The following is a 20,175-nucleotide window of genomic DNA, read 5'->3' on the forward strand; positions in this document are numbered from 1 at the left end:
CGTGACCGCTGGCTACGGGCCGCGCTAGGCTGCGGTTTCATCCCGATGGACGTGCCGTGCGATGCCTGCCAAGCGAACCGCACCTTCCACCGCGCCCACGCTGTTGTCCGGCGGCAACCCCCGGATCGCCAAGGGCGAGGGCGATGCTCCGGTGCAGGCATACATCGCCGCCATGCCGGACTGGAAACGCCCGGTCGGCGCACAGCTGGATGCGTTGATCGAACGGGCCGTACCCGGCGTGCACAAGGCGGTGAAGTGGAACTCGCCGATGTATGCGGTGGCGCCGGGCGAAGGCTGGTTTCTCAGCTTCCATTGCTTCACCCGCTACATCAAGGTGGCGTTCTTTCGTGGCGCGGTGCTGAAGCCGATGCCGCCCGAGCCGTCCAGGAGTGCCGATACGCGCTACCTGCATATCGCACAGGATGGCGCGCTGGATGAGGCACAGTTCCTCGACTGGGTGCGCCAGGCCGCCGCGTTGCCCGGCGAGCGCATGTAACCCCGACTTTCTCATTCCTTTCCCGACGAGAGCTCCTGATGGCTACGCATGCCCCCAACCCGGCCGATGCCGGAACACCGGCGGCCGAACTGATCGATGCACGCATCGCCGAGCTGGGAGACTGGCGCGGCGAAACGCTGGCACGCGTGCGTGCATTGATCCATGAAGCGCTGCCGGACGTGCAGGAAGCCTGGAAGTGGCGCGGTACACCGGTGTGGGAGCACAACGGCATCCTGTGCACCGGCGAAACCTACAAGCAGGTAGTGAAACTGACCTTCGCCAACGGTGCGGCGCTGGCGGACCCGAAGGGCCTGTTCAACGCCAGCCTGGAGGGCAACACGCGGCGTGCGATCGACATCCATGAAGGTGCGATGCCGGATGCCGCTGCGTTCAAGGCGCTGCTGCGCGCAGCGGCGGCGTTCAATGCGGCGAAAAAGAAACGGTAGAGCCGGCCGCTGGCCGGCTGTTGCGCGATGCTGCTGGAGAGGTGTGAGGTTGCCGGCCAGCGGCCGGCACTACCTTGTCATTGGCCGGTCCATGAGGTTGCCGGCCGGCGGCCGGCACTACCGTGGCGGTGCGGCATCCGGGTCGGCCACCGGCGACGGCGGACAGGCCGGAATCTCCGACGGCGTCGCCAGTTCTTCGGCATGCGAGGGCCTGCCCATCATCTTCGCCTTGCGCCAGCCGCCCCAGCGGTAATACGCCAGCGACAGCAGCATCGACACCAGCGAGCTGACCGGGAAGCTCCACCAGATTGCATCGGCGCCCCAGTACGGCTGCAGCAGTTCGGCGAACGGCACGCGCACGCCCCACAGCGAGCCGGCCAGGATCAGCAGTGGCGGAATCACCGCGCCGGTGGAGCGCACCACGCCGGAGATCACGAAGCTGACGCCGAAGAACAGGAACGAGCCGATCACCACATGGTTGAGGTGGCGGGCGATGTCCAGCGCCTGGCTGGCCGGCGGCAGGAACAGCGCCAGCAGCTGGCGATCGAACACAACCAACGGCAGGATCAGCGCGCCGGTCAGCAGGAAGTTGAACAGCACGCCCTGGCGTGCGGTACCGCGCACGCGGTCCCAGCGCTGCGCACCGACGTTCTGTGCGGCCATCGAAGAACACGCCGCACCGATCGCCATCGCCGGCATCTGCAGGTAGTTCCACAGCTGCAGGGCAGCACCGTAGCCGGCGCCGGTGTCGGTGCCGTACTGGTTGACCATGGTCATCAGCAGGATCACCGACAGCGAAATCAGCACCATCTGCAGGCCCATCGGCACGCCCTTGACCACCAGCGCCTTGAGGATGGTCATGTCGAGCTTGAACAAGCGCAGGTCGGCGCGGCCCAGCCACAGGGTGTGGCGCTTGTGCCGCATGTACAGCAGCAGGCCGGCCAGCGACAACGTCTGCGCGACCAGCGTGGCCCAGGCCGAGCCGGCGATGCCCAGCGCGGGGAAGGGCCCCATCCCGAAGATCAGTACCGGGTTCAGCACGATGTCCAGTGCCACCGATACCATCAGGAAGCGGAACGGCGTGCGCGAATCACCGGCACCGCGCAGGGCGGCGGTGAGGAAGGCGAACGCGTACAGAGTCGGCATCGCCAGGAAGATGATCTGCAGGTAGGCCTCGGCCAATGGCAGCGAGGCGGCCGGCGTGCCCATCGCTGCCAGCAGCGGATGGGCCATGAACCAGCCGGCGATGGCGATGATCACCGACAGGCCGATGAAGAAGGTGGCACTGGTGCCGACCACGCGCCGCGCCTGCGCGATGTCGCGCGCGCCGATCGCCTGTCCGATCAGGATGGTCGAAGCCATGCCGAAGCCGAACACCGAGCCGATAAGGAAGAACATGATGTTGTTGGCGTTCGCGGTGGCGGTCAGTGCCGCCTCACCGAGGAAGCGCCCGACCCAGACCGCATTCACCGAACCGTTCAGCGACTGCGCGATGTTGCCTGCCAGGATCGGCAGGGAAAACAGCAGGAGATTGCGGCCGATCGGGCCGGAGGTCAGGTCAAGCGGCGCTTTGGCCATGGAGTGGTGATCGAATCCCGGGAGGCGCACACTAGCACCAAGCCGGTTTGCGGGATGTGGCAATGCATCAACGACTGCAGGTGAAGTGGAGCCTGGCGCTGGCCTTGATCAGCGTCGTACTGGCCGCATGTTCGACAGGTGACCGGCTGGGCGATACCCAGGTGCGGCCCACCGACCGGCCCGAGTGCCTGGTCGGCAGCCAGCGCCAGGATCTTTCTGCCGGCGTACCCACCCTGATCGGGGGCAGCGGCTGCCGCACCGACCCCGACAACCCGCGTCCCCTGAACAAGCGAACGGAGTAGTCCCTACCGATGACCGAGCTTTCCCCGCTGCCGCCCAGTGTCCGCCTGGACATCTGGCTGTGGGCGGCCCGTTTCTTCAAGACCCGCAGCCTGGCCAAGCAGGCCATCGAGACCGGCAAGGTCAGCGTGGCTGGGCAGCGCCCGAAATCCTCACGCGCGGTGCGCGTCGGCGAGCAGCTGCAGGTGGATCGCGGCGAGGAGCATTTCGAGATCCAGGTGCTGGGGCTGAGCGATCAGCGCGGGCCGGCGCCGGCGGCGCAGCAGCTGTATGCCGAGAGTGAGGCCTCCAGGGCCCGCCGCGCCGAGCAGCGGGCGCTGCGCATCGCCGCACGCGATGGTTTCCAGCCGCCGGAGCACAAGCCGGACAAACGCGCACGGCGGTTGATCCGCGCGCTCGGCGATATCGACGCGTTGTAAGTTGCAGGGCGCCAGACCGGGTCCGGCGCCGCCTTGGCTCAGCGCTTGCCGCCCAGCAGGCTGCCGCCGATCTTCAGCAGATCGCCCACGCCGAGCTGGCCGTCACCGTCCTGGTCCAGCACGCTGCCAAGCAGGCCGCCGGCAAGGCCGCCCTGTTGCTGCACCTGCTGCTTCTCCTGGCCGAGGGCCTGGCTGAGCGAGCCGGCATCGGCCTGGCCACCACCGAGGCGCTGGGCGAGGAAGGCCATCACGATCGGTGCGAGGATCTGCAGCAGCTGGCTGGTACGGCCGCTGTCGAGCTGGGTGGCTTGGGCCAGGCCGGTTTCCACCTTCTGCTGGCTGCCGCCGAAGATGTGGCCGAGGATGCCGGCACCGTCGCTGGCGGCGCCACCGCCACCGCCGCCCAGTACCGAGCCGAGCACGCTGCCCAGGTCCAGGCCGCTGTGGTTGTTCTGCAGTGCGCCGAGCAGCGCCTGTGCGCCCTGCGGCTGCGAGGCGTTGTTGCCCAGCGCGCCCATCAGCACCGGCAGCGCGGCACTGATCGCACCGGAGGCCTGGGTATCGCTGATGCCGAGCTGCTGCGATACCTGCTGCAGCGGGGCGCCCTGCAATTTGGCGAGAAGTTCGTCGGTCAGGCTCATCTGCGGAATCCTTGATTGGGGTTGGGCGTGCAGAAGGTACGACGCAGACCGTTAAAACGGCGACGCCGCCTCACGGGGAGGCGGCGTGGCGTTCACGGGGCAGGGCGATCAGAGCTCAATGTCTTCGGCGCCCGGGGTCGCGGTGGGGAAGTCCGCTTCCGGCTGGGCCGGCTTGAACGGATCGGTCGGCTGGCTGGCCAGCGCCTTCAGCGCCGCGGCAACACCAGCGCCATAGGCCGGGTCGGCCTTGCTGCAGTTGTCGATGTGGCGCTGCTTGATGAAGTCCGGCGCATCGCCCAGGGCACGGGCGGTGTTGGCGAACAGTCGCTCCTTCTGTGCCTGGTTGTAGCTGCGGAACAGCGCACCGGGCTGGCTGAAGTAGTCGGCGTCGTCCTCACGGAAGTTCCAGAAGTCGGCGTCGCCCCGGATCTTCATCGGCGGTTCGCGGTACTGCGGCTGTTCCTGCCACTGGCCGTAGCTGTTGGGCTCGTAGTGCGGCAGGCCGCCGTAGTTGCCGTCCACGCGCATCGCACCGTCGCGGTGGTTGCTGTGCACCGGGCAGCGCGCCGCGTTCACCGGAATCTGGTGGTGGTTCACGCCCAGGCGGTAGCGCTGCGCATCGGAGTAGGCGAACAGGCGCGCCTGCAGCATCTTGTCCGGCGACGGGCCGATACCCGGCACCAGGTTGCTCGGCGCGAACGCTGACTGCTCCACGTCCTGGTACCAGTTGACCGGATTGCGGTTCAGTTCGAACTGGCCCACTTCGATCAGCGGGTAGTCGCTCTTCGGCCACACCTTGGTCAGGTCGAACGGATGGATGCGGTAGGTTTCCGCCTCCAGTTCCGGCATGACCTGGATGAACAGTTTCCACTTCGGGAAGTCGCCCTTCTCGATCGCGGCGAACAGGTCGCGGCCGTGGCTTTCGCGGTCATGGCCGACCAGGATCTGCGCCTGCGCGTCGGTCAGCGATTCGATGCCCTGCTGGCTGACGAAGTGGAACTTCACCCAGAAGCGCTCGCTGTCGGCGTTGGTGAAGCTGTAGGTGTGCGAGCCGAAACCGTGCATGTGGCGGAAGCTGCGCGGAATGCCGCGGTCGCTCATCACCACGGTCACCTGCAGCAGGGCTTCGGGTAGCAGCGTCCAGAAATCCCAGTTGTTGCGTGCGCTGCGCAGGTTGGTATGCGGGTCGCGCTTGACGGCCTTGTTGAGGTCGGCGAACTTGCGCGGGTCGCGCAGGAAGAACACCGGCGTGTTGTTGCCGACCAGGTCCCAATTGCCTTCTTCGGTGTAGAACTTCAGGGCGAAGCCGCGGATGTCACGTTCGGCGTCGGCGGCGCCACGCTCGCCGGCCACCGTGGTGAAGCGGGCGAACATCTCGGTCTGCTTGCCGACCTTCTCGAACAGCTTGGCGCGGGTGTACTTGCTGATGTCGTGAGTGACGGTGAAGGTGCCGAATGCGCCCGAGCCCTTGGCGTGCATGCGGCGCTCGGGAATGATCTCGCGGTTGAGGTTGGCCAGCTTTTCCAGCAGCCACACGTCTTCCATCAGCAGCGGGCCACGCGGGCCGGCGGTCTTGCTGTTCTGGTTGTCCACCACCGGTGCGCCGAAGGCCGTGGTCATCGGCGTGACCGGTTCATCGCCGTGCTTCTGCTTCGGGGTAGTGCTCAGCTCGCGCTGCTGCTGGGCGCCTTCCGCAGGCGACGGCGCGGTGTGATACGGACATTTCGGGCTGTTGTTATCGGACTGGCTCATGGCTGGCTCCTGCGGGTGAAGACGGGATGGAACATCTTCACTCGACTTTAGCTAGGGCCAGATGAAATGAATAATCGAATGATCCGTTCAGTTTGATAGTTTCTGTCAATTGAAACGAAGAATAAGATTTGCCGGATCTTCGATAGGCCTCCCGCGTGGCGGCGGGAAGCCAGGGGTGCGTGCTGCGGTTACAGCAGTGCTTTCAGTCGGTACAGCGCTTCCAGTGCCTGCTTCGGCGTCAGTTCGTCCGGATCGATGGCGGCCAGTGCTTCCTGTGCCTTGTTCGACGGCGCCGCGAACAGGCCGAACTGCTGCGGTGCATCCAATGCCTGCGGCGCCAGCTCGGCGGCATGGCTCTCACCGCCGCGCTGTTCCAGCTCGGCCAGTCGACGGCGCGCCTGCGCCACGGTGGCGCGCGGCAGGCCGGCCAGTGCGGCCACCTGCAGGCCGAAGCTGCGGTTGGCCGGGCCGTCCTTAACGGCGTGCATGAACACCAGCGCTTCACCGTGCTCGACGGCATCCAGGTGCACGTTGGCGATGCCGCTGCGGCCGCCCTCGTGCTGCTCGTCGGCCAGCGCGGTCAGCTCGAAGTAGTGGGTGGCGAACAGCGTGTAGCAGCGGTTCTGGTAGGCCAGGTGGCGGGCCACCGCGTCGGCCAGCGCCAGGCCGTCGTAGGTGGACGTGCCACGGCCGATCTCGTCCATCAGCACCAGCGAATGCGCGGTGGCGTGGTGCAGGATGTAGCTGGTCTCGGCCATCTCGACCATGAAGGTCGACTGCCCGCGGGCGAGGTCGTCACCGGCGCCGATGCGGGTCAGGATGCGGTCGATCGGGCCGATCAGCGCCCGGCTGGCCGGCACGAAGCTGCCGATGTGGGCCAGCAGCACGATCAGCGCGTTCTGCCGCATGTAGGTCGATTTACCACCCATGTTCGGACCGGTGATGACCAGCATGCGGCGGTCCGGATGCAGATCCAGATCGTTGGGTTCGAACGGCTGCTCGCGCACCGCCTCGACCACCGGATGGCGGCCACGCTCGATCTTCAGGCACGGTGCCGTTTCAAGTTCCGGCCGCGACCAGTCCAGCGCCTGCGCGCGTTCGGCGAAGGCGGCCAGCACGTCCAGTTCGCTCAGCGCAGCGGCGCACTGCTTCAACGGTTCCAGCTGTTCGCCGAGGGTGTCCAGCAGCTGCTCGTACAGGTACTTCTCGCGCGACAGCGAACGGTCGCGCGCGGACAGCACCTTGTCCTCGAATGCCTTCAGTTCTTCGGTGATGTAACGCTCGGCATTGGTCAGCGTCTGGCGGCGGGTGTAGTGCACCGGCGCGCGATCGGACTGGCCCTTGCTGATTTCGATGTAGTAGCCGTGCACGCGGTTGTAGCCCACCTTCAGGGTGGGAATGCCGCTGCTCTCGCGCTCGCGCAGTTCCAGGTCAACCAGGAACTGGTCGGCATGGGTGGACAGGCGGCGCAGCTCGTCCAGCTCTTCATCGAAGCCATCGGCCAGCACGCCGCCGTCGCTCAGCTTCAGTGGCGGCATTTCGGCGATGGCGCTGGCCAGCAGCTGTGCGCACGCGTCGTGCTCGCCCAAGGCGGCATGCAGTGCCTGCAGGCGCGGTGAATCCAGCGGCGCCAGCACTTCGCGCACCGCCGGCAGCAGGCCCAGGCCATCGCGCAGGGTGGAGAAATCACGCGGGCGCGCCGAACGCAGTGCGACGCGGGTCAGGATGCGTTCCAGGTCGCCGAGGCGGCGGAACTGTTCGCGGATGTCGGCATCGCTGCCGCGATCGATCAGGGTTTCCACCGCATGGTGGCGCTGCACCAGCACCTCGCGCAGGCGCAGCGGGCGGTGCAGCCACCGGCGCAGCAGGCGCCCGCCCATTGGCGTCACCGTGCTGTCGAGCACGCCCAGCAGGGTATTGCGGGTATCGCCGTCGACGCGCGTATCCAGTTCCAGGTGGCGGCGGGTGGCGGCGTTCATCGCGATCGCCTCGGCGGCGGTTTCCATCGCGATCGAGGTCAGGTGCGGCAGGCGCTGCTTCTGGGTTTCCTCGACATAACCGAGCAGGGCGCCGGCGGCGGCGGTGGCACGTGGCTTGTCATCGATACCGAAGCCGCTCAGATCGTGCAGCTTGAAGAAGTTCAGCAGCTGGCGGCGGCCGCTGTCCGCGTCGAACAGCCACGGCGCACGGCGGCGCACGCCGGTGCGGTGGCGCAGGAAGTCGGGCCAGTTCTCCTCGTCGGGCACCAGCAGCTCGGCCGGCTCCAGTCGGGCCAGTTCGGCTTCCAGCGCGTCGTCGGTCTCGACTTCATTGACCAGGAAGCGGCCACCGGCCAGGTCGGCCCAGGCCAGGCCGTAGCCCTGCTTCGTGCGCGACAGCGCCATCAGCAGGGTGTCGCGGCGTTCGTCCAGCAGCGCTTCGTCGGTGACGGTGCCGGGGGTGACGATGCGCACCACCTTGCGTTCGACCAGGCCCTTGGCCAGCGCCGGGTCGCCGATCTGCTCGCAGATCGCCACCGACTCGCCCAGCGCCACCAACCGCGCCAGGTAGCCTTCATAGGCATGTACCGGCACGCCGGCCATCGGAATCGGCGCGCCGCCGGAGCTGCCACGCTGGGTCAGGGTGATGTCGAGCAGGCGCGCGGCCTTGCGCGCATCGTCGTAGAACAGCTCGTAGAAGTCGCCCATGCGGAAGAACAGCAGCAGGTCCGGATACTCGGACTTGGCTGCGAAGAACTGCTTCATCAGCGGGGTGTGTTCGGCGGACTTTTCTTTGGACATGGGGCTCGTGAATCCGGGGCGTCCGTTCGCGCCGGAGGGCAGCGGCAACGGAGCGGGTACAGGGCCGTCCATGGTAACTGCTGGGGCACAGGGCTGCCGCCACCGGTGGCAGGCGGGTACCGCACAGCAACGAGGTCAGGCCGGGACCAGGGTGATCTGCCGGTGGCTGGCGAAGATATCCATCACGATCTCGAAGTAGGTTGGGCCCTCGCCCTGTTGCAGGGCGTCCAGCTGGCGCGCAATGGTCCGCGTGTTGAAGGTGCCCGGGGCTTCCAGCTTGGACTGCAGCCACTGGCATGTGGTAGTTCGTCCCAGTGCGGCGCGGCTGTGCTCGATATCACTCCAGATCACCGTGGCCCGCTCATGGCCGGCCAACACGCCATGGACGCCATGCAGCAGATCATCCAGGGCGTCCAGGCTTGGCCCGAGCTGCCAGTCCTCGCCGGCCATGAACACGCGGTTGATCTCCGCGTACAGGCTGGGGATGTCGTGAATGGCACAGCCCTCGATCTGCAGGATGAGCGTCATATGTCGACTGTAGCGTTGTTCCCTGTGCGTTGGACATGGCTGAGCGCCGGATGCTTTGGGGACCCATGCTGGGGTTTGGCAAACTTCTTTGCTGAGTCAAGTGCTCGGCACTCCCGTCGTGGCGCGCGCCGGTTTGCAGGGAAGAAAACGACGTGACCCATCGCCAATAGCAGGGCCATCAGCTGGTAGAGAGTTCGCCCGAAGTCTTCTTCTTCATTGATTGGTGCCATCGGCAGCAGGACCCCCTCGGGCGCGTTCAACTTCCACTGTCAGTGATGACTGGCTGGGTGATGGAAATAGATTCTCCTCCTGTATCATCGGCAATAAAGGTCTGGAAAATTGTTTCTGCGATGGTCAGTAACGTTGTATCTGCGTCTCCGGTGAGGTGGGGGGTAGTTTGATCTGTCCCCGTTGCGAGCAGGGTGAGGTGTTGAAAGCTCAAGTAAAGGCGCGCGGCGTTCAGATATTTGTCTGCGACGAGTGCGATGCCGTGTGGTTCTCCTTCGCTGCTATAGGGGTCTCTCCGTTCAGAGACCTTGAGCGGTATCTTGAGGAAATTTCCGTCGCCCCGTCCTGGGAGTCAATTTCCGTGGACAGGCATGAGTAGAAAGTACGCAGTTTCCATGCACTCCTCGATCGTATTGCCTCAGCGCAGCGCGTGGGCCCGTGCAGCATGGGATGACCTTCCCGTCTCCTACTTCCAGAGCGACGAGAATCTCAATGACTGCGGTTTTATTGACTTGAAGGTCAATAAGTGGGAGATCAGTGGCAGTCGATTGTAATGGGGTCTGAACCCCTTCATCAGGGTTGAAATACTCAAGGGTCGGGGCCCTGCGATGGCAGATGCCAGATTGCAGCCCTGACGGTAGTCGCGAAGCAGCGCGTTGTTCCTCTGGACAGAAGGGTGCCGGGATCGATGGGCTTCATCCTCCCCCTCCGTGCATCAAGTGACGGTTTCTGCGGTCACGACTCGCGAGCGCTGCGTGATGACTGCGATTGATGTGCTCGTGCATTGATATGCCCGGCAGGAATAACCACCTCCATTAAGTGTGTCCTTCACACCTGTCTGCATAGTTCCAGAGATTTGGATCGATACAATAATATCGACCCATAAAGTTTCCCCGCGCTGCGCCGCCATCGATCGTACGGCCATGATCAAGGGAATTGAGATGCTCGCCTTACGCAACCTCCGAGTGGGATCCCGGCTGGGTGCCGGGTTTGGATTGCTGCTGCTGTTCATCGTGGCCATCGTTGGCCTGGCGCTGTACGGAAATCACCTGAAGTCCGCCCAGTTCGAGAAAGTGGTGGACGTCAACATGGTGAAGATGCGGCTGTTGAACGACATGCTGGATACCAACAACGCGCTGTTGATGCACCGACGGCTGATGGTGATCAAGCGCGGCGAGGATTTCGACAAGGATTATCAGAAGGCGCAGGAGCTGTCGCAGACCTACGACGGTATCTGGGCCAGGTACATCAGGATTCCGCGCGACGCGACCGGCGATACCCTGGTGGCGAAAATCGACGCGGCACGCAAGGCCACCGACGCCTCCACCCGGCATCTTCACGAGCGCATGAAGGCCGGGGATTTCGACGGCGCGGCCAAGGAACTGCTTGCCGAGCAGGGGCTGGCAACCGCGTGGAACGAAGCGATCTCGACCCTGCTACGGCATCAGGAGACACTGACCGAGCGCAGCCGCGAGGAATACCGTTCAACTGAATCCTGGACCGGCACGCTGTCGATCGTGTTCGGCGTGTTGAGCCTGGTACTGGGCTCGCTAGCCGCCTGGGCCATCACCCGCAGCCTGACCCGCCCGCTGGAAGGCGCGGTGAAGCTGGCCGACGGCATCGCCAATGGGCGGCTGGACAACAGCATTGACGCCTCCGGCAACGATGAGGTCACGCAGCTGCTCAGGTCGATGCAGCGCATGCAGGCGCAGTTGCAGTCGGTGATGGCGGCGCAGGGCGAGTTGGCCCGCCAGCACGATGCGGGCAGCCTCAGCTATCGCATGGACGAGAGTGCCTTCCCTGGTGACTACGGGCGCATGGTGCACGAGACCAACGCGCTGGTCGGCTCACACGTGCAGGTACAGAACCGGCTGATCGAAGTGATGAAGCATTACGCCCGTGGCGACCTGTCGGTGGACATGGATCCGCTGCCGGGCGAGAAGGCGGCGATCACCCAGGCAATGGACGAGACCAAGGCCAGCCTGTCGGCGATCAACAGCGAGATCCGCCGGCTGGCGACGGCCGCGGCGGCGGGCGACTTCAGCCTGCGCGGCGATGAAGATCGCTTCGCCTACGATTTCCGCGACATGGTGGCCGGGCTCAATCGCCTGATGCAGACCACCGACCAGAACCTGGTGCAGGTGTCGAGCCTGCTGCAGGCGATCTCGCGCGGTGACCTCACCGTGCGCATGCAGGGTGACTTCCACGGCGTGTTCGCCCGCATGCGCGATGACTGCAATGCCACCGTCGATCAGCTCAAGCAGATCGTCGGGCGCATCCAGGCCAGCGCGTCCAGCATCAATCTGGCGGCAGGCGAAATCGCCTCGGGCAACACCGATCTGTCGCGGCGCACCGAGCAGCAGGCGGCGAACCTGGAAGAGACGGCGGCGTCGATGGAGGAACTGACCTCCACCGTGAAGCAGAACGCCGAGCACGCCCGCCAGGCCAACCAGCTCGCCATCGGTGCGCACGGTGTCGCCTCGCAGGGCGGCGAGGTGGTCGGCCAGGTGGTCACCACGATGTCGGCCATCGAGGCCTCGTCGAAGAAGATCGCCGAGATCATCTCGGTCATCGATGGCATTGCCTTCCAGACCAACATCCTGGCGTTGAACGCGGCGGTGGAAGCCGCCCGTGCCGGCGAGCAGGGCAGGGGCTTTGCGGTGGTGGCCAGTGAGGTGCGCACGCTGGCACAGCGCTCGGCCGGTGCGGCCAAGGAGATCAAGGGGCTGATCGAGGATTCGGTTGGCAAGGTCGCCGATGGATCGGCGCTGGTCCGACAGGCAGGCACCACGATGGGCGAGATCGTTGCTTCCGTGCAGCGCGTGACCGACATCATGGCCGATATCTCTGCTGCCTCGCAGGAGCAGAGCTCGGGCATCGAACAGGTGAACCAGGCGGTGGTGCAGATGGACGAGACCACGCAGCAGAATGCGGCACTGGTGGAAGAGGCCAGTGCTGCGGCGCGTTCCATGGAGGAGCAGGCGAACCTGCTGGCCGAGGCGGTTTCGGTGTTCCGCACCGGCGCGGTAACGGCGGCTGCAGCCGTGCGTCCGGCCCAGGCTGCGGTGGCCGCGAAGGTCACCCCGGTGCGCAGGGCGGCAACGCTGTCGCCGCGCATCGAGCCGACACTGGCGGCCAATGCCGGGGGGTGGGAAGAGTTCTAGCAGAGGGCAATGCCGGCAGGGAGACGGCGCCCATCACGCTGGCTGATCGTGATGGGTGCGGATTTTCTTCCTGAACGCGCGATGGCCGATGAGGCCGCGGACACGCGCACTTCACTTCCGGTTGCCAGCCGCGGGAGGACACTTGCGCCATACCGGAACCTAGGAGATGGCCATGAAGACCTCGACCCGATTGCTTGTGCTGGGCACCCTGCTGGCGGCTTCGTCGGTGGCCGGCGCGCAGACCTATGGTCCGCGTGATGAAGGACGCCGATTCAACGATGGCAGCCGCGTGGTCTGCAAGAACGTGGAAGTGCAGCGCAACTCGCGCGATCCGAACCGCATCGCCGGTACGGCCACTGGCGCGGTGATCGGCGGCCTGCTGGGCAACCAGGTGGGCGGCGGCAATGGCAAGAAGCTCGCTACCGTGGCCGGTGCTGTTGCCGGTGGTGCGGCGGGCCGCCAGATCCAGGGCAACAGCCAGCAGAAGAACGGCGACCGCGTGGTCGAGCGCCGCTGCGAACGCGTCTATCGCTGATCGATCGCCGACGGCCCCCGTTTTTCCCCTTCCACATCGCAGTACTCGAACGCCGGCCTCGCGCCGGCGTTCTTCATTGCGGGAAAAGGGGACGGAGGGGATTAAGTCGCAATCCCCCCAACCGGCCGCTTACGACTTAATCCCCTCCGTCCCCTTTTTTGCGAGGAGGCGCCAGGTGGCGAGGCTGCCGTAGAGCAGCAGCAGGACGGTGAGGGTGATCAGTTCGTGGCTGACTTCGGCCAGGCTGGCGTCCATCTGGTTCAGGCGCACCATCAGGTTGATGCCGGAGGTGGTCGGCAGCAGCTGCGCCAGCCAGACCAGCGGTTGTGGCGTCATCACCGAGGGCCACGACAGGTTGGCGAGGAAGAACAGCGGGATCGAGGTGGCGATGATGTACTGGAAGGCGCGTTCGCGGGTGCGGAAGAAGCTGCCGACGAACAGGCCGAATGCCACCGTCGCCGCGATGAACAGCGTGCCACCCAGCAGCTGGCCCAGCGGGTTGCCTCCGCGTGGATAGTCCTGCACCCAGGCAGTGAACCCGGCATACCAGAACAGACCGAACAGGCCGATCAGGCCGAAGCCCAGTGCCATGCCGGCCAGGGTCGGCAGGTTGAAGCGCAGGCGCCGGCCGAGCGCGAGGCGGCGGCCGCCGAGCAGGACGCCGATGCCCATCAGCAGCGTCTGGTGCACGATCAGCTCGGCCACGCCGGGAACGATGGCGCTGCCATAGCCTTCCTGCGTGTTGTACAGGGGACGCTGCACAAGCGTGACCGGTGGTGCCTGCGGTGCGCCCATGAAGGCGGCCTGGCCGACCACGGCATCACGCCCGAACGCACCCAGCGCGTCAGCCACGCTGCCCAGCACCCAGCTGGCGCGGCCCAGGTAGGCACCGTTGCCAAGCAGTACCAGCTTGGCCGGGTGGCCGCGCAGGATGTCGCGCTCCAGATTGGCCGGGATCACGACGATCCCTTCGGCATGGCCGGCTTCCAGCTGCCGGCGTGCGCTGTCGACGTCCGCGGGTTGACCGACCACGCGCGCAACGCGCAGTGCGTCGAGCTTGCGCAGCAGCTCGCGGCTGGTCGCGCTGTGGTCTTCGTCCACCACCAGCACCGGCAGGTTGCCGGCCACCTGGTGCCGGTAGGCGGCTGGATAGAAGAACGAGTACAGGATCACCGCCCCGACCATCACCACGATCGCGTAGCGGTCGCAGAGCACTGCCATCAGGGTCTGCCGCAGGCTGCGCCAGAGTGCGCTCATGCGTCGGCCCCTGCGGGCTGTGCGGCGGCAGGTGTGCGCGCAAAGGCGATCAGGCGCAGGCCGCCGACGCCTCCTGCCACCACCGCCATCAACAACAGCGTGGCCAGCGGCCACACCGAAACCTGCAGCGGCGAACCGATGAACTGCTGCTGGGTCTGCAGCTTGATGTAGGCGCTGAGTGGCAGCAGTTGATGCCAGATGCGGGTGAACAGAGGGCCGTCCAGCACCGGGAAGGTGGCGCTGGAGAAGGCCAACGCGGTGCCGATGCTGAGGCCGACTGCGGACAGCGCGGTACCCATGTCGCGGGTGACGCCGACGAAGAACAACGCGTAGGCGGCCGTGGCAAGGTAGAACAGTGGCTGTGCGAGCAGCAGCAGGAGCACGCTGCCGGCCACGCCGTCACCGCGCAGCCAGGCCAGGTAACCGATGCCGAGCGCGCCATACAGCGAGAACAGCAGGATGTATGGCGCGACCTTGCCGGCAATCGCCGGCCATGGCGTGCGGCCCAACGAGGCGGGCAGGGTGCCGTCGCGGATCTCGCGGCCAAGGCTGCCGGCCACTGCAAGTGCCAGTACCAGCGACAATACCGCCGGGAAGATCAACGGCAGCAGGAACAGCTCGTAGCTGCGTGCCGGGTTGTACAGAATGTCCGACTGCACCGCGATGGGTGCCGCGCGCAGCTTGCCCGGGCCGACCTGCAGGCCGATGCGCTCGCGCAGCAGGCGCGCGTTCCAGGCCGAGACCGCGTCGCCGATATCGCGCGACGCGGACTGGCCGGTGGTCATGTAGGTGGCGTTGTAATAGGCGAACACCGTGCCCTGGCGTCCACGCAACGCCTGCCGGGTGACATCGCGCGGCACCAGTACGATGGCGAACACATCCAGCCGACGCAGCTGCGAACGTGCGTCTTCCAGGTCCATCGGCTGGCTGGCGACGCGCACGCCGGGGCTGGCATCGAGCATGCGCAGCAGCAGACGGCTGTCACTGCTGTGGTCGAGGTCGACCACCGCGATCGGGATGTCGCGCATCACCGAAGGCGTGAACATCCACGCCATCACCACCAGCATCAGCAGCGGCAGCACGGTGACCAGCAGCAGGTCGGCGCGGTTGCCGCGCAGCGACTGCAGCTCGCGCCGCCAGCTGGCGGCGAAGCCGCCGCGGCCGGGGCTCAGTGCTGGGGCCATGCGAACAGCACGCTCATGCCGGGGCGGAAGCCCTCGATGCGGCGTACCGGGCGCACCCGCACCTCGAAGCTGCGGACGTCGTAGCCGGACGACTGGCGGGTGGTACGCCAGGTTGCATAGTCGCCGGCCGGATTGATGAAGTAGACCTCGAATTCGCCGTCCAGGCCGAGCGCCGGCACGCTGCCCTGCAGCTTGCTGCCGACCTTCAGGCCCTGCATCTGCGATTCGCGCAGGTTCATGGCGACCCACATGCGGTCGATGTCGACCAGGGTGAACACCGGGTAGCCGGCCGGCACCAGCTCGCCCGGGTCGGCCATGCGCTTGTTGATCTCGCCGGCCACCGGCGCGCGCCCTTCCACTTCGACACGCGCGGCGTTGACTTCGGCCACCGCGCCCTGTGCCTGTTGCACCTGGCCCTGCGCGGCACGCTTGTCCTGCTCGCGCGCGCCGGCCAGGGCCATGTCGTACTGCGCGCGCGCGACACGGGCCAGCTCACGCGAACTGGTGGCCTGGGCATGCGCTTCATCACGCTTCTGCCGGGTCATCACCCCTTCGTTGAACAGGTTCTGCACGCGCTGGTAAGTGGCTTCAGCCAGCGTCGCACCGGCTTCGGCCCGCTTCCAGTTCGCTTCGGCGGCGCGGATGTCTTCGCTGCGTGCGCCTTCGTCGGCCTTGTCGGCCACTGCCTGTGCGGCGGCCAAAGCGCCGTGCGCCTGCTGTTCCTTGGCGGCCACTTCGGGGCTGTCGAGCAGGAACAGCACCTGCCCGGCCTGCACGCGGTCGCCCTCGCGCACCTTCAGTTCGGCCACGCGCGCGGTGATCTTGGCGGCCACGTTGATCGTGTCCGCATCGGCCATGCCCTGGATCTGGTCGGCCGGGCTGCGCCAGGCCAGCCACAGGCCGAGCACCACCACGACCAGCAGCACCACTGCCAGGATCGGTCCCAACCGGCGCTTGCCCGGGGGCGTCGTCGCATCGTCGTGCAGCACATCACTCATGGTCGATCACCTCGTCCGCCCGCCGCCGGAACTCTTCGAAACGGTCCATCTGTCCACTGATCTCCAGCAACTGTGCCAGCGCAATATCGTATTGGTAGGCGGCCTGTGCGCGCTCGACGCGGGCGCCGCCCAGGCCGAGCCGCGCGTCGATCACATCCAGCGAAGTGGCCTGGCCTTCGCGGAACGCCAGCGCCTGCAGGCGCAGGTTTTCCTGCGCCTGGGCGATGCTGCTGTCGAGCAGCACGTACTGCTGGCGTGCGGTTTCCAGCTCGTTCCAGGCCTTGCGCACACCCAGCGCGACCTGGTTCTCGGCCTCGCGCAGGCCCGCTTCGGCCTGGTCCTGCTGCGCACGCGCGGCGCTGATCTGCGCCGGCCGCGAGTTCGGCGACAGGAAGGTGTACTTCAGGCCGATGCCGAACGCCCAGTCCGGATCGGTCAGCATCTCGTCGCGGCGACGGAAGTCGTACTGGCCGAAGGCGAAGATCTGTGGTTTCAGCTTGGCCTGCTGCACGCGCACGCCCTGTTCGGCCTGCGCCACCATCGCCCGCAGGCGCGCGATCTGCGGCTGCCGCGCCTGCGCGGTGCGTTCGAAGCTGGCCACCGGTTCCAGTGGCACGCGCTGCACGAACAGCGGCGACACCGGCTGCACCTCGCCGCCACTGCGCAGCAGCGTGGCCAGTGCGGCCTTCAGCGTGGCCAGGTCGTTCACCGTCTTCTGGTATTCGCGCTCGGCCTTGTCGCGGGCCACGGTGGCCTGCAGGCGCTGCGCGCGGGTGGCGAAGCCCTCGCGTTCCAGCTTCTCTGCGTCGGACAGGTGGCGGTTGAGGCCATCGCGCACATCGCGGCGCACGTCCACCGCCTGCTCGGCCAGGCGCTGGCCGAAATAGGCCTGGGCCAGCTGCACGGTCAGCGATTGGCGTTGTGCTTCGCGCTCGGCGCTGGCCTGTTCGTGGGCGGCACTGGCCGCACGTTGCGCGGCCGGAATCACGCCGCCGGTGTACAGCGGCAGCACTGCAGTCACCACCGGGCGGGTACGCCAGTCGCGTTCGGTGAACGACAGCGGCGAGTCGATGCCAAAGGCCTCGGCCACCGGAGCCAGCGAACCCAGGGGCAGGGTGAGCGTCTTCTGGAACTGCAGCCGGCGCACTTCGCCGGTGATCTCCGGCAGGCGCAGCAGGCGGGTCGCGTCCTGCAGGTCCTGCTTGTTGCGCACGGCGGCGTCGGCAGCGGCCAACGCATCGGAGACCTGCTCCAGGCGTTGCCGTGCCTGTTCCCAGTCCAATGCCGGTGCGTTGCTGGTGGGCTGCGCGGCGGCAGCCAATGGCAGGCAGGCTGCCAGCGCCAGCGCGGCCTTCGCGCGGTGCATCCTTGTACGTCGGCCGATCACGCCCATGCCGTCCCAGTAGTGAAGAAGTGCGCAAACGGTAGTGCGTGCAGCGTGAAGCCCGGGTCTGCGATCATCGGTTTGTTCTCAACGAAGGGTGCCTCTGGCCGCAGTGCGCAGCGCCTGGGTGATGTGCTGCAGCGTGCTTGAGCGCACGGCGGCATGCTGCCAGTACAGCGGCACATCGAGCCAGCGGCGGGGTTCCAGTACCACCACGCGGCCGGCGCGCACGGCGGGCGCGACCAGGGTTTCCGGAGCCATGCCCCAGCCGAGTCCGCAGGCGGCGGCTTCGACGAAACCGGTGGAGGAGGGCAGGTAGTGTAGCGGCGGCTGCAGCCGCGCGCGGGTCAGGCGCCGCACGAAGCGCCACTGCAGTTCATCTTTGCGGTTGAACACCAGCATCGGTGCGTGCGCCAGGGTTGCGGCCTGCATGCCATCGCGGAAGTACTGGCGGGCGAAGCCGGGCGAGGCGATGGCGTGGTAGCGCATCGCGCCGAGCGGGTGCACGTTGCATCCCTTCACCGGTTGGCTTTCGGCGGTGACCGCGCCGAGCACGCTGCCATCGCGCAGCAGCTGCAGGGTGTGGTCCTGGTCGTCCATGCGCAGGTCGAACAGATAGCCGTGGCGCTGGTGCAGGTCGGCGATGGCCGGTACGAACCAGGTATCAAGCGAGTCATCGTTGACCGCCAGGGGGATCGGCGTGCGCGCAGCGTCGCTGCCACGCTCGGGTAGCAGCTCGGCCAATGCCTCGGCCTCCAGCGCCTGCATCGGTCGCACCCGGCGCAGCAGCGCTTCACCCGCGGCAGTCGGCCGGCAGGGTGCCTGGCGCACCACCAGTACCTGCCCGAGCCTGTCCTCCAGGGCCTTGATCCGCTGCGACAGTGCTGACGGGCTGATCGACAGGCGGCGTGCCGCAGCCTCGAAGCTGCCTTCCTCCAGCACCGCGGCAAACGCGGCCAGTTGCGGGTGTACCAGGTCCATGCCGGTGCCTCTTCAGTTTTCCTGCACAGGATAAAGAAAAATCAGTTTGTCTAATCAAGGCGGTTGGCCGCACCCTGCGCGTCCCCTCGCTGCCTGGCCTGTCCCGATGTGGATTGCCGCTACCGCCGCCGGCCTGTTCGCAGGTGCCGGCCTGATCATCGCCATCGGCGCGCAGAATGCCTTCGTGCTGCGCCAGGGCCTGCAGCAGCGCAATGTGGGGACGGTAGTGCTGGCCTGCGCCGGCGCGGATATCGCGCTGATCCTTGCTGGCGTTGGCGGCATGGGCGCGCTGGTGCTGCAGTGGCCGCTGCTGCTGCAGGTGCTGCGCTTCGGTGGTGCGGCCTTCCTGTTCTGGTATGGCCTGCGGGCGGGGCTGCGCGCGTGGCGCGGTGGCAGTGCCCTGGCCGCCGCCGAGGCGCAGGGCGGCAGCGGACGGCAGGTACTGCTGACCTGCCTGGCGTTCACGCTGCTCAACCCGCACGTCTATCTGGATACGGTGGTGCTGCTGGGCAGTCTGTCCACGCGCTACCCCGGTGACCTGCGCTGGGCGTTCGCCGCCGGTGCCTGCGCCGCCAGCGTGGCCTGGTTCTGCACGCTGGGCTATGGCGCGCGCCTGTTGCAGCCGGTGTTCCGCAGGCCGGGCGCCTGGCGGGTGCTGGATGCCGCCGTGGCGGTCTTCATGTCCTGCCTCGCCACGCTGCTGCTGTTGCGCCCGCTCTAGGCCGCGTCCACCGCGCACTGCGGGGTTTCGCCGGGGCGCAGGGTCAGCACGCGCACGCCGCTGCGGGTGACCGCCACGGTGTGCTCGAACTGCGCCGACAGCTTGCCGTCGCGGGTGTAGACCGGCCATTGGTCCGGCTGCTGACGGATGGCCGGCTTGCCCTGGTTGAGCATCGGCTCGATGGTGAACACCATGCCTTCTTCCAGCACCATGCCGGTGTTGGGATGGCCGTAATGCAGGATCTGCGGTTCCTCGTGCATCTGCTGGCCGATGCCATGGCCGCAGTATTCCTTCACCACGCTGTAGCCGTGGCTGCGCGCGTGGCGGGCGATGGCGTGGCCGATATCGCCCAGGCGCGCTCCCGGGCGCACCGCAGCGATGCCTTTCCACATCGCCTGGTAGGTGGCCTGCACCAGCCTGCGCGCGGCGTAGTCGACCTCACCGACCAGGTAGGTGGTGCTGGAGTCGGCGATGTAGCCGTTCTTCTCCAGGGTGATGTCGAGGTTGACGATCTGGCCGTTGCGCAGCACGTCGGTGGTGCTGGGAACGCCGTGGCAGACCACGTTGTCGATCGAGGTGTTGAGCACATACGGGAAGCCGTACTGGCCCTTGCTGGCCGGCCGCGCCTGCAGCTCATCGACGATCATGCGCTCGACGAAGTCGTTGATCTCCATCGTGCTGCGTCCCTGCAGCGGCAGCTGGTCGAGCGCGGCGAACACCTGCGCCAGCAGGCGCCCGGATTCGGCCAGCAACGCGATTTCGTGCGGCTGCTTGATCATCGTC

Annotated in this window: 19 protein-coding genes; 8 read left to right on the forward strand and 11 right to left on the reverse strand. The window is 66.8% G+C overall.

Annotation, left to right across the window (positions count from 1 at the left end):
- Positions 1–61: 61 nt before the first annotated feature.
- Both VG561_RS01655 and VG561_RS01660 read left to right on the forward strand, forming a co-directional pair.
- On the forward strand, positions 62–496 hold the full coding sequence (locus VG561_RS01655) for a DUF1801 domain-containing protein (RefSeq protein ID WP_032956352.1): 435 nt from the start codon (positions 62–64) through the stop codon (positions 494–496).
- A gap of 38 nt (positions 497–534) precedes the next feature.
- On the forward strand, positions 535–942 hold the full coding sequence (locus tag VG561_RS01660; protein ID WP_423179313.1) for a DUF1801 domain-containing protein: 408 nt from the start codon (positions 535–537) through the stop codon (positions 940–942).
- A gap of 117 nt (positions 943–1,059) precedes the next feature.
- Here the strand turns inward: VG561_RS01660 and VG561_RS01665 are convergent, their stop codons facing one another.
- On the reverse strand, positions 1,060–2,520 hold the full coding sequence (locus VG561_RS01665) for an MATE family efflux transporter (protein ID WP_134808642.1): 1,461 nt from the start codon (positions 2,518–2,520) through the stop codon (positions 1,060–1,062).
- A 62-nt stretch (positions 2,521–2,582) separates the two neighbouring features.
- Between VG561_RS01665 and VG561_RS01670 the strand changes: the two genes are divergently transcribed.
- Both VG561_RS01670 and VG561_RS01675 read left to right on the forward strand, forming a co-directional pair.
- Positions 2,583–2,822 carry a hypothetical protein gene (locus tag VG561_RS01670; RefSeq protein WP_014646407.1) on the forward strand — a complete coding sequence of 80 codons (240 nt, stop codon included), beginning with the start codon at positions 2,583–2,585 and terminating at the stop codon, positions 2,820–2,822.
- 9 nt (positions 2,823–2,831) lie between these two features.
- Positions 2,832–3,239, forward strand: coding sequence for an RNA-binding S4 domain-containing protein (locus tag VG561_RS01675; RefSeq protein WP_014646408.1), 408 nt, complete (start codon positions 2,832–2,834; stop codon positions 3,237–3,239).
- A 38-nt stretch (positions 3,240–3,277) separates the two neighbouring features.
- Here the strand turns inward: VG561_RS01675 and VG561_RS01680 are convergent, their stop codons facing one another.
- The 4 genes from VG561_RS01680 to VG561_RS01695 form a co-directional block, all read right to left on the reverse strand.
- The gene (locus VG561_RS01680) at positions 3,278–3,880 is read right to left on the reverse strand and encodes a DUF937 domain-containing protein (protein ID WP_014646409.1); all 603 of its coding nucleotides are present in this window, start codon (positions 3,878–3,880) and stop codon (positions 3,278–3,280) included.
- Positions 3,881–3,988: 108 nt separating this feature from the next.
- On the reverse strand, positions 3,989–5,500 hold the full coding sequence (locus VG561_RS01685; RefSeq protein WP_185741883.1) for a catalase: 1,512 nt from the start codon (positions 5,498–5,500) through the stop codon (positions 3,989–3,991).
- Between the two features lie 320 nt (positions 5,501–5,820).
- Positions 5,821–8,412 carry a DNA mismatch repair protein MutS gene (mutS, locus tag VG561_RS01690; protein WP_049441490.1) on the reverse strand — a complete coding sequence of 864 codons (2,592 nt, stop codon included), beginning with the start codon at positions 8,410–8,412 and terminating at the stop codon, positions 5,821–5,823.
- Positions 8,413–8,547: 135 nt separating this feature from the next.
- On the reverse strand, positions 8,548–8,940 hold the full coding sequence (locus tag VG561_RS01695) for a barstar family protein (protein ID WP_164077463.1): 393 nt from the start codon (positions 8,938–8,940) through the stop codon (positions 8,548–8,550).
- Positions 8,941–9,325: 385 nt separating this feature from the next.
- Here VG561_RS01695 and VG561_RS01700 point away from each other — a divergent pair, with 385 nt between their 5' ends.
- The 3 genes from VG561_RS01700 (at position 9,326) to VG561_RS01710 (ending at position 12,867) form a co-directional block, all read left to right on the forward strand.
- The gene (locus VG561_RS01700) at positions 9,326–9,547 is read left to right on the forward strand and encodes a zf-TFIIB domain-containing protein (protein WP_423179314.1); all 222 of its coding nucleotides are present in this window, start codon (positions 9,326–9,328) and stop codon (positions 9,545–9,547) included.
- 562 nt (positions 9,548–10,109) lie between these two features.
- Positions 10,110–12,332, forward strand: a complete 2,223-nt coding sequence (locus tag VG561_RS01705; RefSeq protein WP_142234430.1) for a methyl-accepting chemotaxis protein — start codon at positions 10,110–10,112, stop codon at positions 12,330–12,332.
- A 166-nt stretch (positions 12,333–12,498) separates the two neighbouring features.
- Positions 12,499–12,867, forward strand: coding sequence for a glycine zipper 2TM domain-containing protein (locus tag VG561_RS01710; RefSeq protein ID WP_014646414.1), 369 nt, complete (start codon positions 12,499–12,501; stop codon positions 12,865–12,867).
- Positions 12,868–12,996: 129 nt separating this feature from the next.
- On the opposite strand, the gene VG561_RS01715 is transcribed toward VG561_RS01710, so the two are convergent.
- The 5 genes from VG561_RS01715 to VG561_RS01735 form a co-directional block, all read right to left on the reverse strand.
- On the reverse strand, positions 12,997–14,124 hold the full coding sequence (locus VG561_RS01715) for an ABC transporter permease (RefSeq protein ID WP_423179315.1): 1,128 nt from the start codon (positions 14,122–14,124) through the stop codon (positions 12,997–12,999).
- Entirely contained in the window at positions 14,121–15,308 is a 1,188-nt protein-coding gene (locus VG561_RS01720) for an ABC transporter permease (protein ID WP_142234431.1), read from the reverse strand. The genes VG561_RS01715 and VG561_RS01720 overlap by 4 nt, the downstream gene beginning before the upstream one ends.
- The gene (locus VG561_RS01725; protein WP_423179316.1) at positions 15,293–16,306 is read right to left on the reverse strand and encodes an HlyD family secretion protein; all 1,014 of its coding nucleotides are present in this window, start codon (positions 16,304–16,306) and stop codon (positions 15,293–15,295) included. Before VG561_RS01725 ends, VG561_RS01720 begins: the two co-directional genes overlap by 16 nt.
- Positions 16,299–17,699, reverse strand: a complete 1,401-nt coding sequence (locus tag VG561_RS01730) for a TolC family protein (RefSeq protein WP_423179317.1) — start codon at positions 17,697–17,699, stop codon at positions 16,299–16,301. Before VG561_RS01730 ends, VG561_RS01725 begins: the two co-directional genes overlap by 8 nt.
- A gap of 78 nt (positions 17,700–17,777) precedes the next feature.
- The gene (locus VG561_RS01735; protein WP_046429615.1) at positions 17,778–18,671 is read right to left on the reverse strand and encodes a LysR family transcriptional regulator ArgP; all 894 of its coding nucleotides are present in this window, start codon (positions 18,669–18,671) and stop codon (positions 17,778–17,780) included.
- 106 nt (positions 18,672–18,777) lie between these two features.
- On the opposite strand from VG561_RS01735, the gene VG561_RS01740 reads away from it, so the two are divergent.
- A complete protein-coding gene (locus VG561_RS01740) occupies positions 18,778–19,392 on the forward strand; it encodes a LysE/ArgO family amino acid transporter (RefSeq protein WP_014646420.1) in 615 nt (204 codons plus the stop codon).
- Here VG561_RS01740 and map read toward each other — a convergent pair.
- Positions 19,389–20,171 carry a type I methionyl aminopeptidase gene (gene map, locus VG561_RS01745; protein WP_014646421.1) on the reverse strand — a complete coding sequence of 261 codons (783 nt, stop codon included), beginning with the start codon at positions 20,169–20,171 and terminating at the stop codon, positions 19,389–19,391. The two genes, VG561_RS01740 and map, sit on opposite strands and share 4 nt — an antisense overlap.
- Positions 20,172–20,175 lie beyond the last annotated feature (4 nt).

Origin of the sequence: Stenotrophomonas sp. CASM110, assembly GCF_049384345.1 — a bacterium.
Lineage (GTDB): Bacteria > Pseudomonadota > Gammaproteobacteria > Xanthomonadales > Xanthomonadaceae > Stenotrophomonas > Stenotrophomonas muris.

Excerpts from the sequence above, each read along its gene's own strand:
- VG561_RS01675 (WP_014646408.1), top strand. The coding sequence starts at position 2,832 with ATGACCGAGCTTTCCCCGCTGCCGCCCAGTGTCCGCCTGGACATCTGG.
- VG561_RS01725 (WP_423179316.1), bottom strand. The coding sequence starts at position 16,306 with ATGAGTGATGTGCTGCACGACGATGCGACGACGCCCCCGGGCAAGCGC.
- VG561_RS01695 (WP_164077463.1), bottom strand. The coding sequence starts at position 8,940 with ATGACGCTCATCCTGCAGATCGAGGGCTGTGCCATTCACGACATCCCC.
- VG561_RS01715 (WP_423179315.1), bottom strand. The coding sequence starts at position 14,124 with ATGAGCGCACTCTGGCGCAGCCTGCGGCAGACCCTGATGGCAGTGCTC.
- VG561_RS01740 (WP_014646420.1), top strand. The coding sequence starts at position 18,778 with ATGTGGATTGCCGCTACCGCCGCCGGCCTGTTCGCAGGTGCCGGCCTG.
- VG561_RS01720 (WP_142234431.1), bottom strand. The coding sequence starts at position 15,308 with ATGGCCCCAGCACTGAGCCCCGGCCGCGGCGGCTTCGCCGCCAGCTGG.
- VG561_RS01655 (WP_032956352.1), top strand. The coding sequence starts at position 62 with ATGCCTGCCAAGCGAACCGCACCTTCCACCGCGCCCACGCTGTTGTCC.
- map (WP_014646421.1), bottom strand. The coding sequence starts at position 20,171 with ATGATCAAGCAGCCGCACGAAATCGCGTTGCTGGCCGAATCCGGGCGC.
- VG561_RS01710 (WP_014646414.1), top strand. The coding sequence starts at position 12,499 with ATGGCCATGAAGACCTCGACCCGATTGCTTGTGCTGGGCACCCTGCTG.
- VG561_RS01735 (WP_046429615.1), bottom strand. The coding sequence starts at position 18,671 with ATGGACCTGGTACACCCGCAACTGGCCGCGTTTGCCGCGGTGCTGGAG.
- VG561_RS01685 (WP_185741883.1), bottom strand. The coding sequence starts at position 5,500 with ATGACCACGGCCTTCGGCGCACCGGTGGTGGACAACCAGAACAGCAAG.
- VG561_RS01730 (WP_423179317.1), bottom strand. The coding sequence starts at position 17,699 with ATGGGCGTGATCGGCCGACGTACAAGGATGCACCGCGCGAAGGCCGCG.
- VG561_RS01660 (WP_423179313.1), top strand. The coding sequence starts at position 535 with ATGGCTACGCATGCCCCCAACCCGGCCGATGCCGGAACACCGGCGGCC.
- mutS (WP_049441490.1), bottom strand. The coding sequence starts at position 8,412 with ATGTCCAAAGAAAAGTCCGCCGAACACACCCCGCTGATGAAGCAGTTC.
- VG561_RS01665 (WP_134808642.1), bottom strand. The coding sequence starts at position 2,520 with ATGGCCAAAGCGCCGCTTGACCTGACCTCCGGCCCGATCGGCCGCAAT.
- VG561_RS01705 (WP_142234430.1), top strand. The coding sequence starts at position 10,110 with ATGCTCGCCTTACGCAACCTCCGAGTGGGATCCCGGCTGGGTGCCGGG.
- VG561_RS01670 (WP_014646407.1), top strand. The coding sequence starts at position 2,583 with ATGCATCAACGACTGCAGGTGAAGTGGAGCCTGGCGCTGGCCTTGATC.
- VG561_RS01680 (WP_014646409.1), bottom strand. The coding sequence starts at position 3,880 with ATGAGCCTGACCGACGAACTTCTCGCCAAATTGCAGGGCGCCCCGCTG.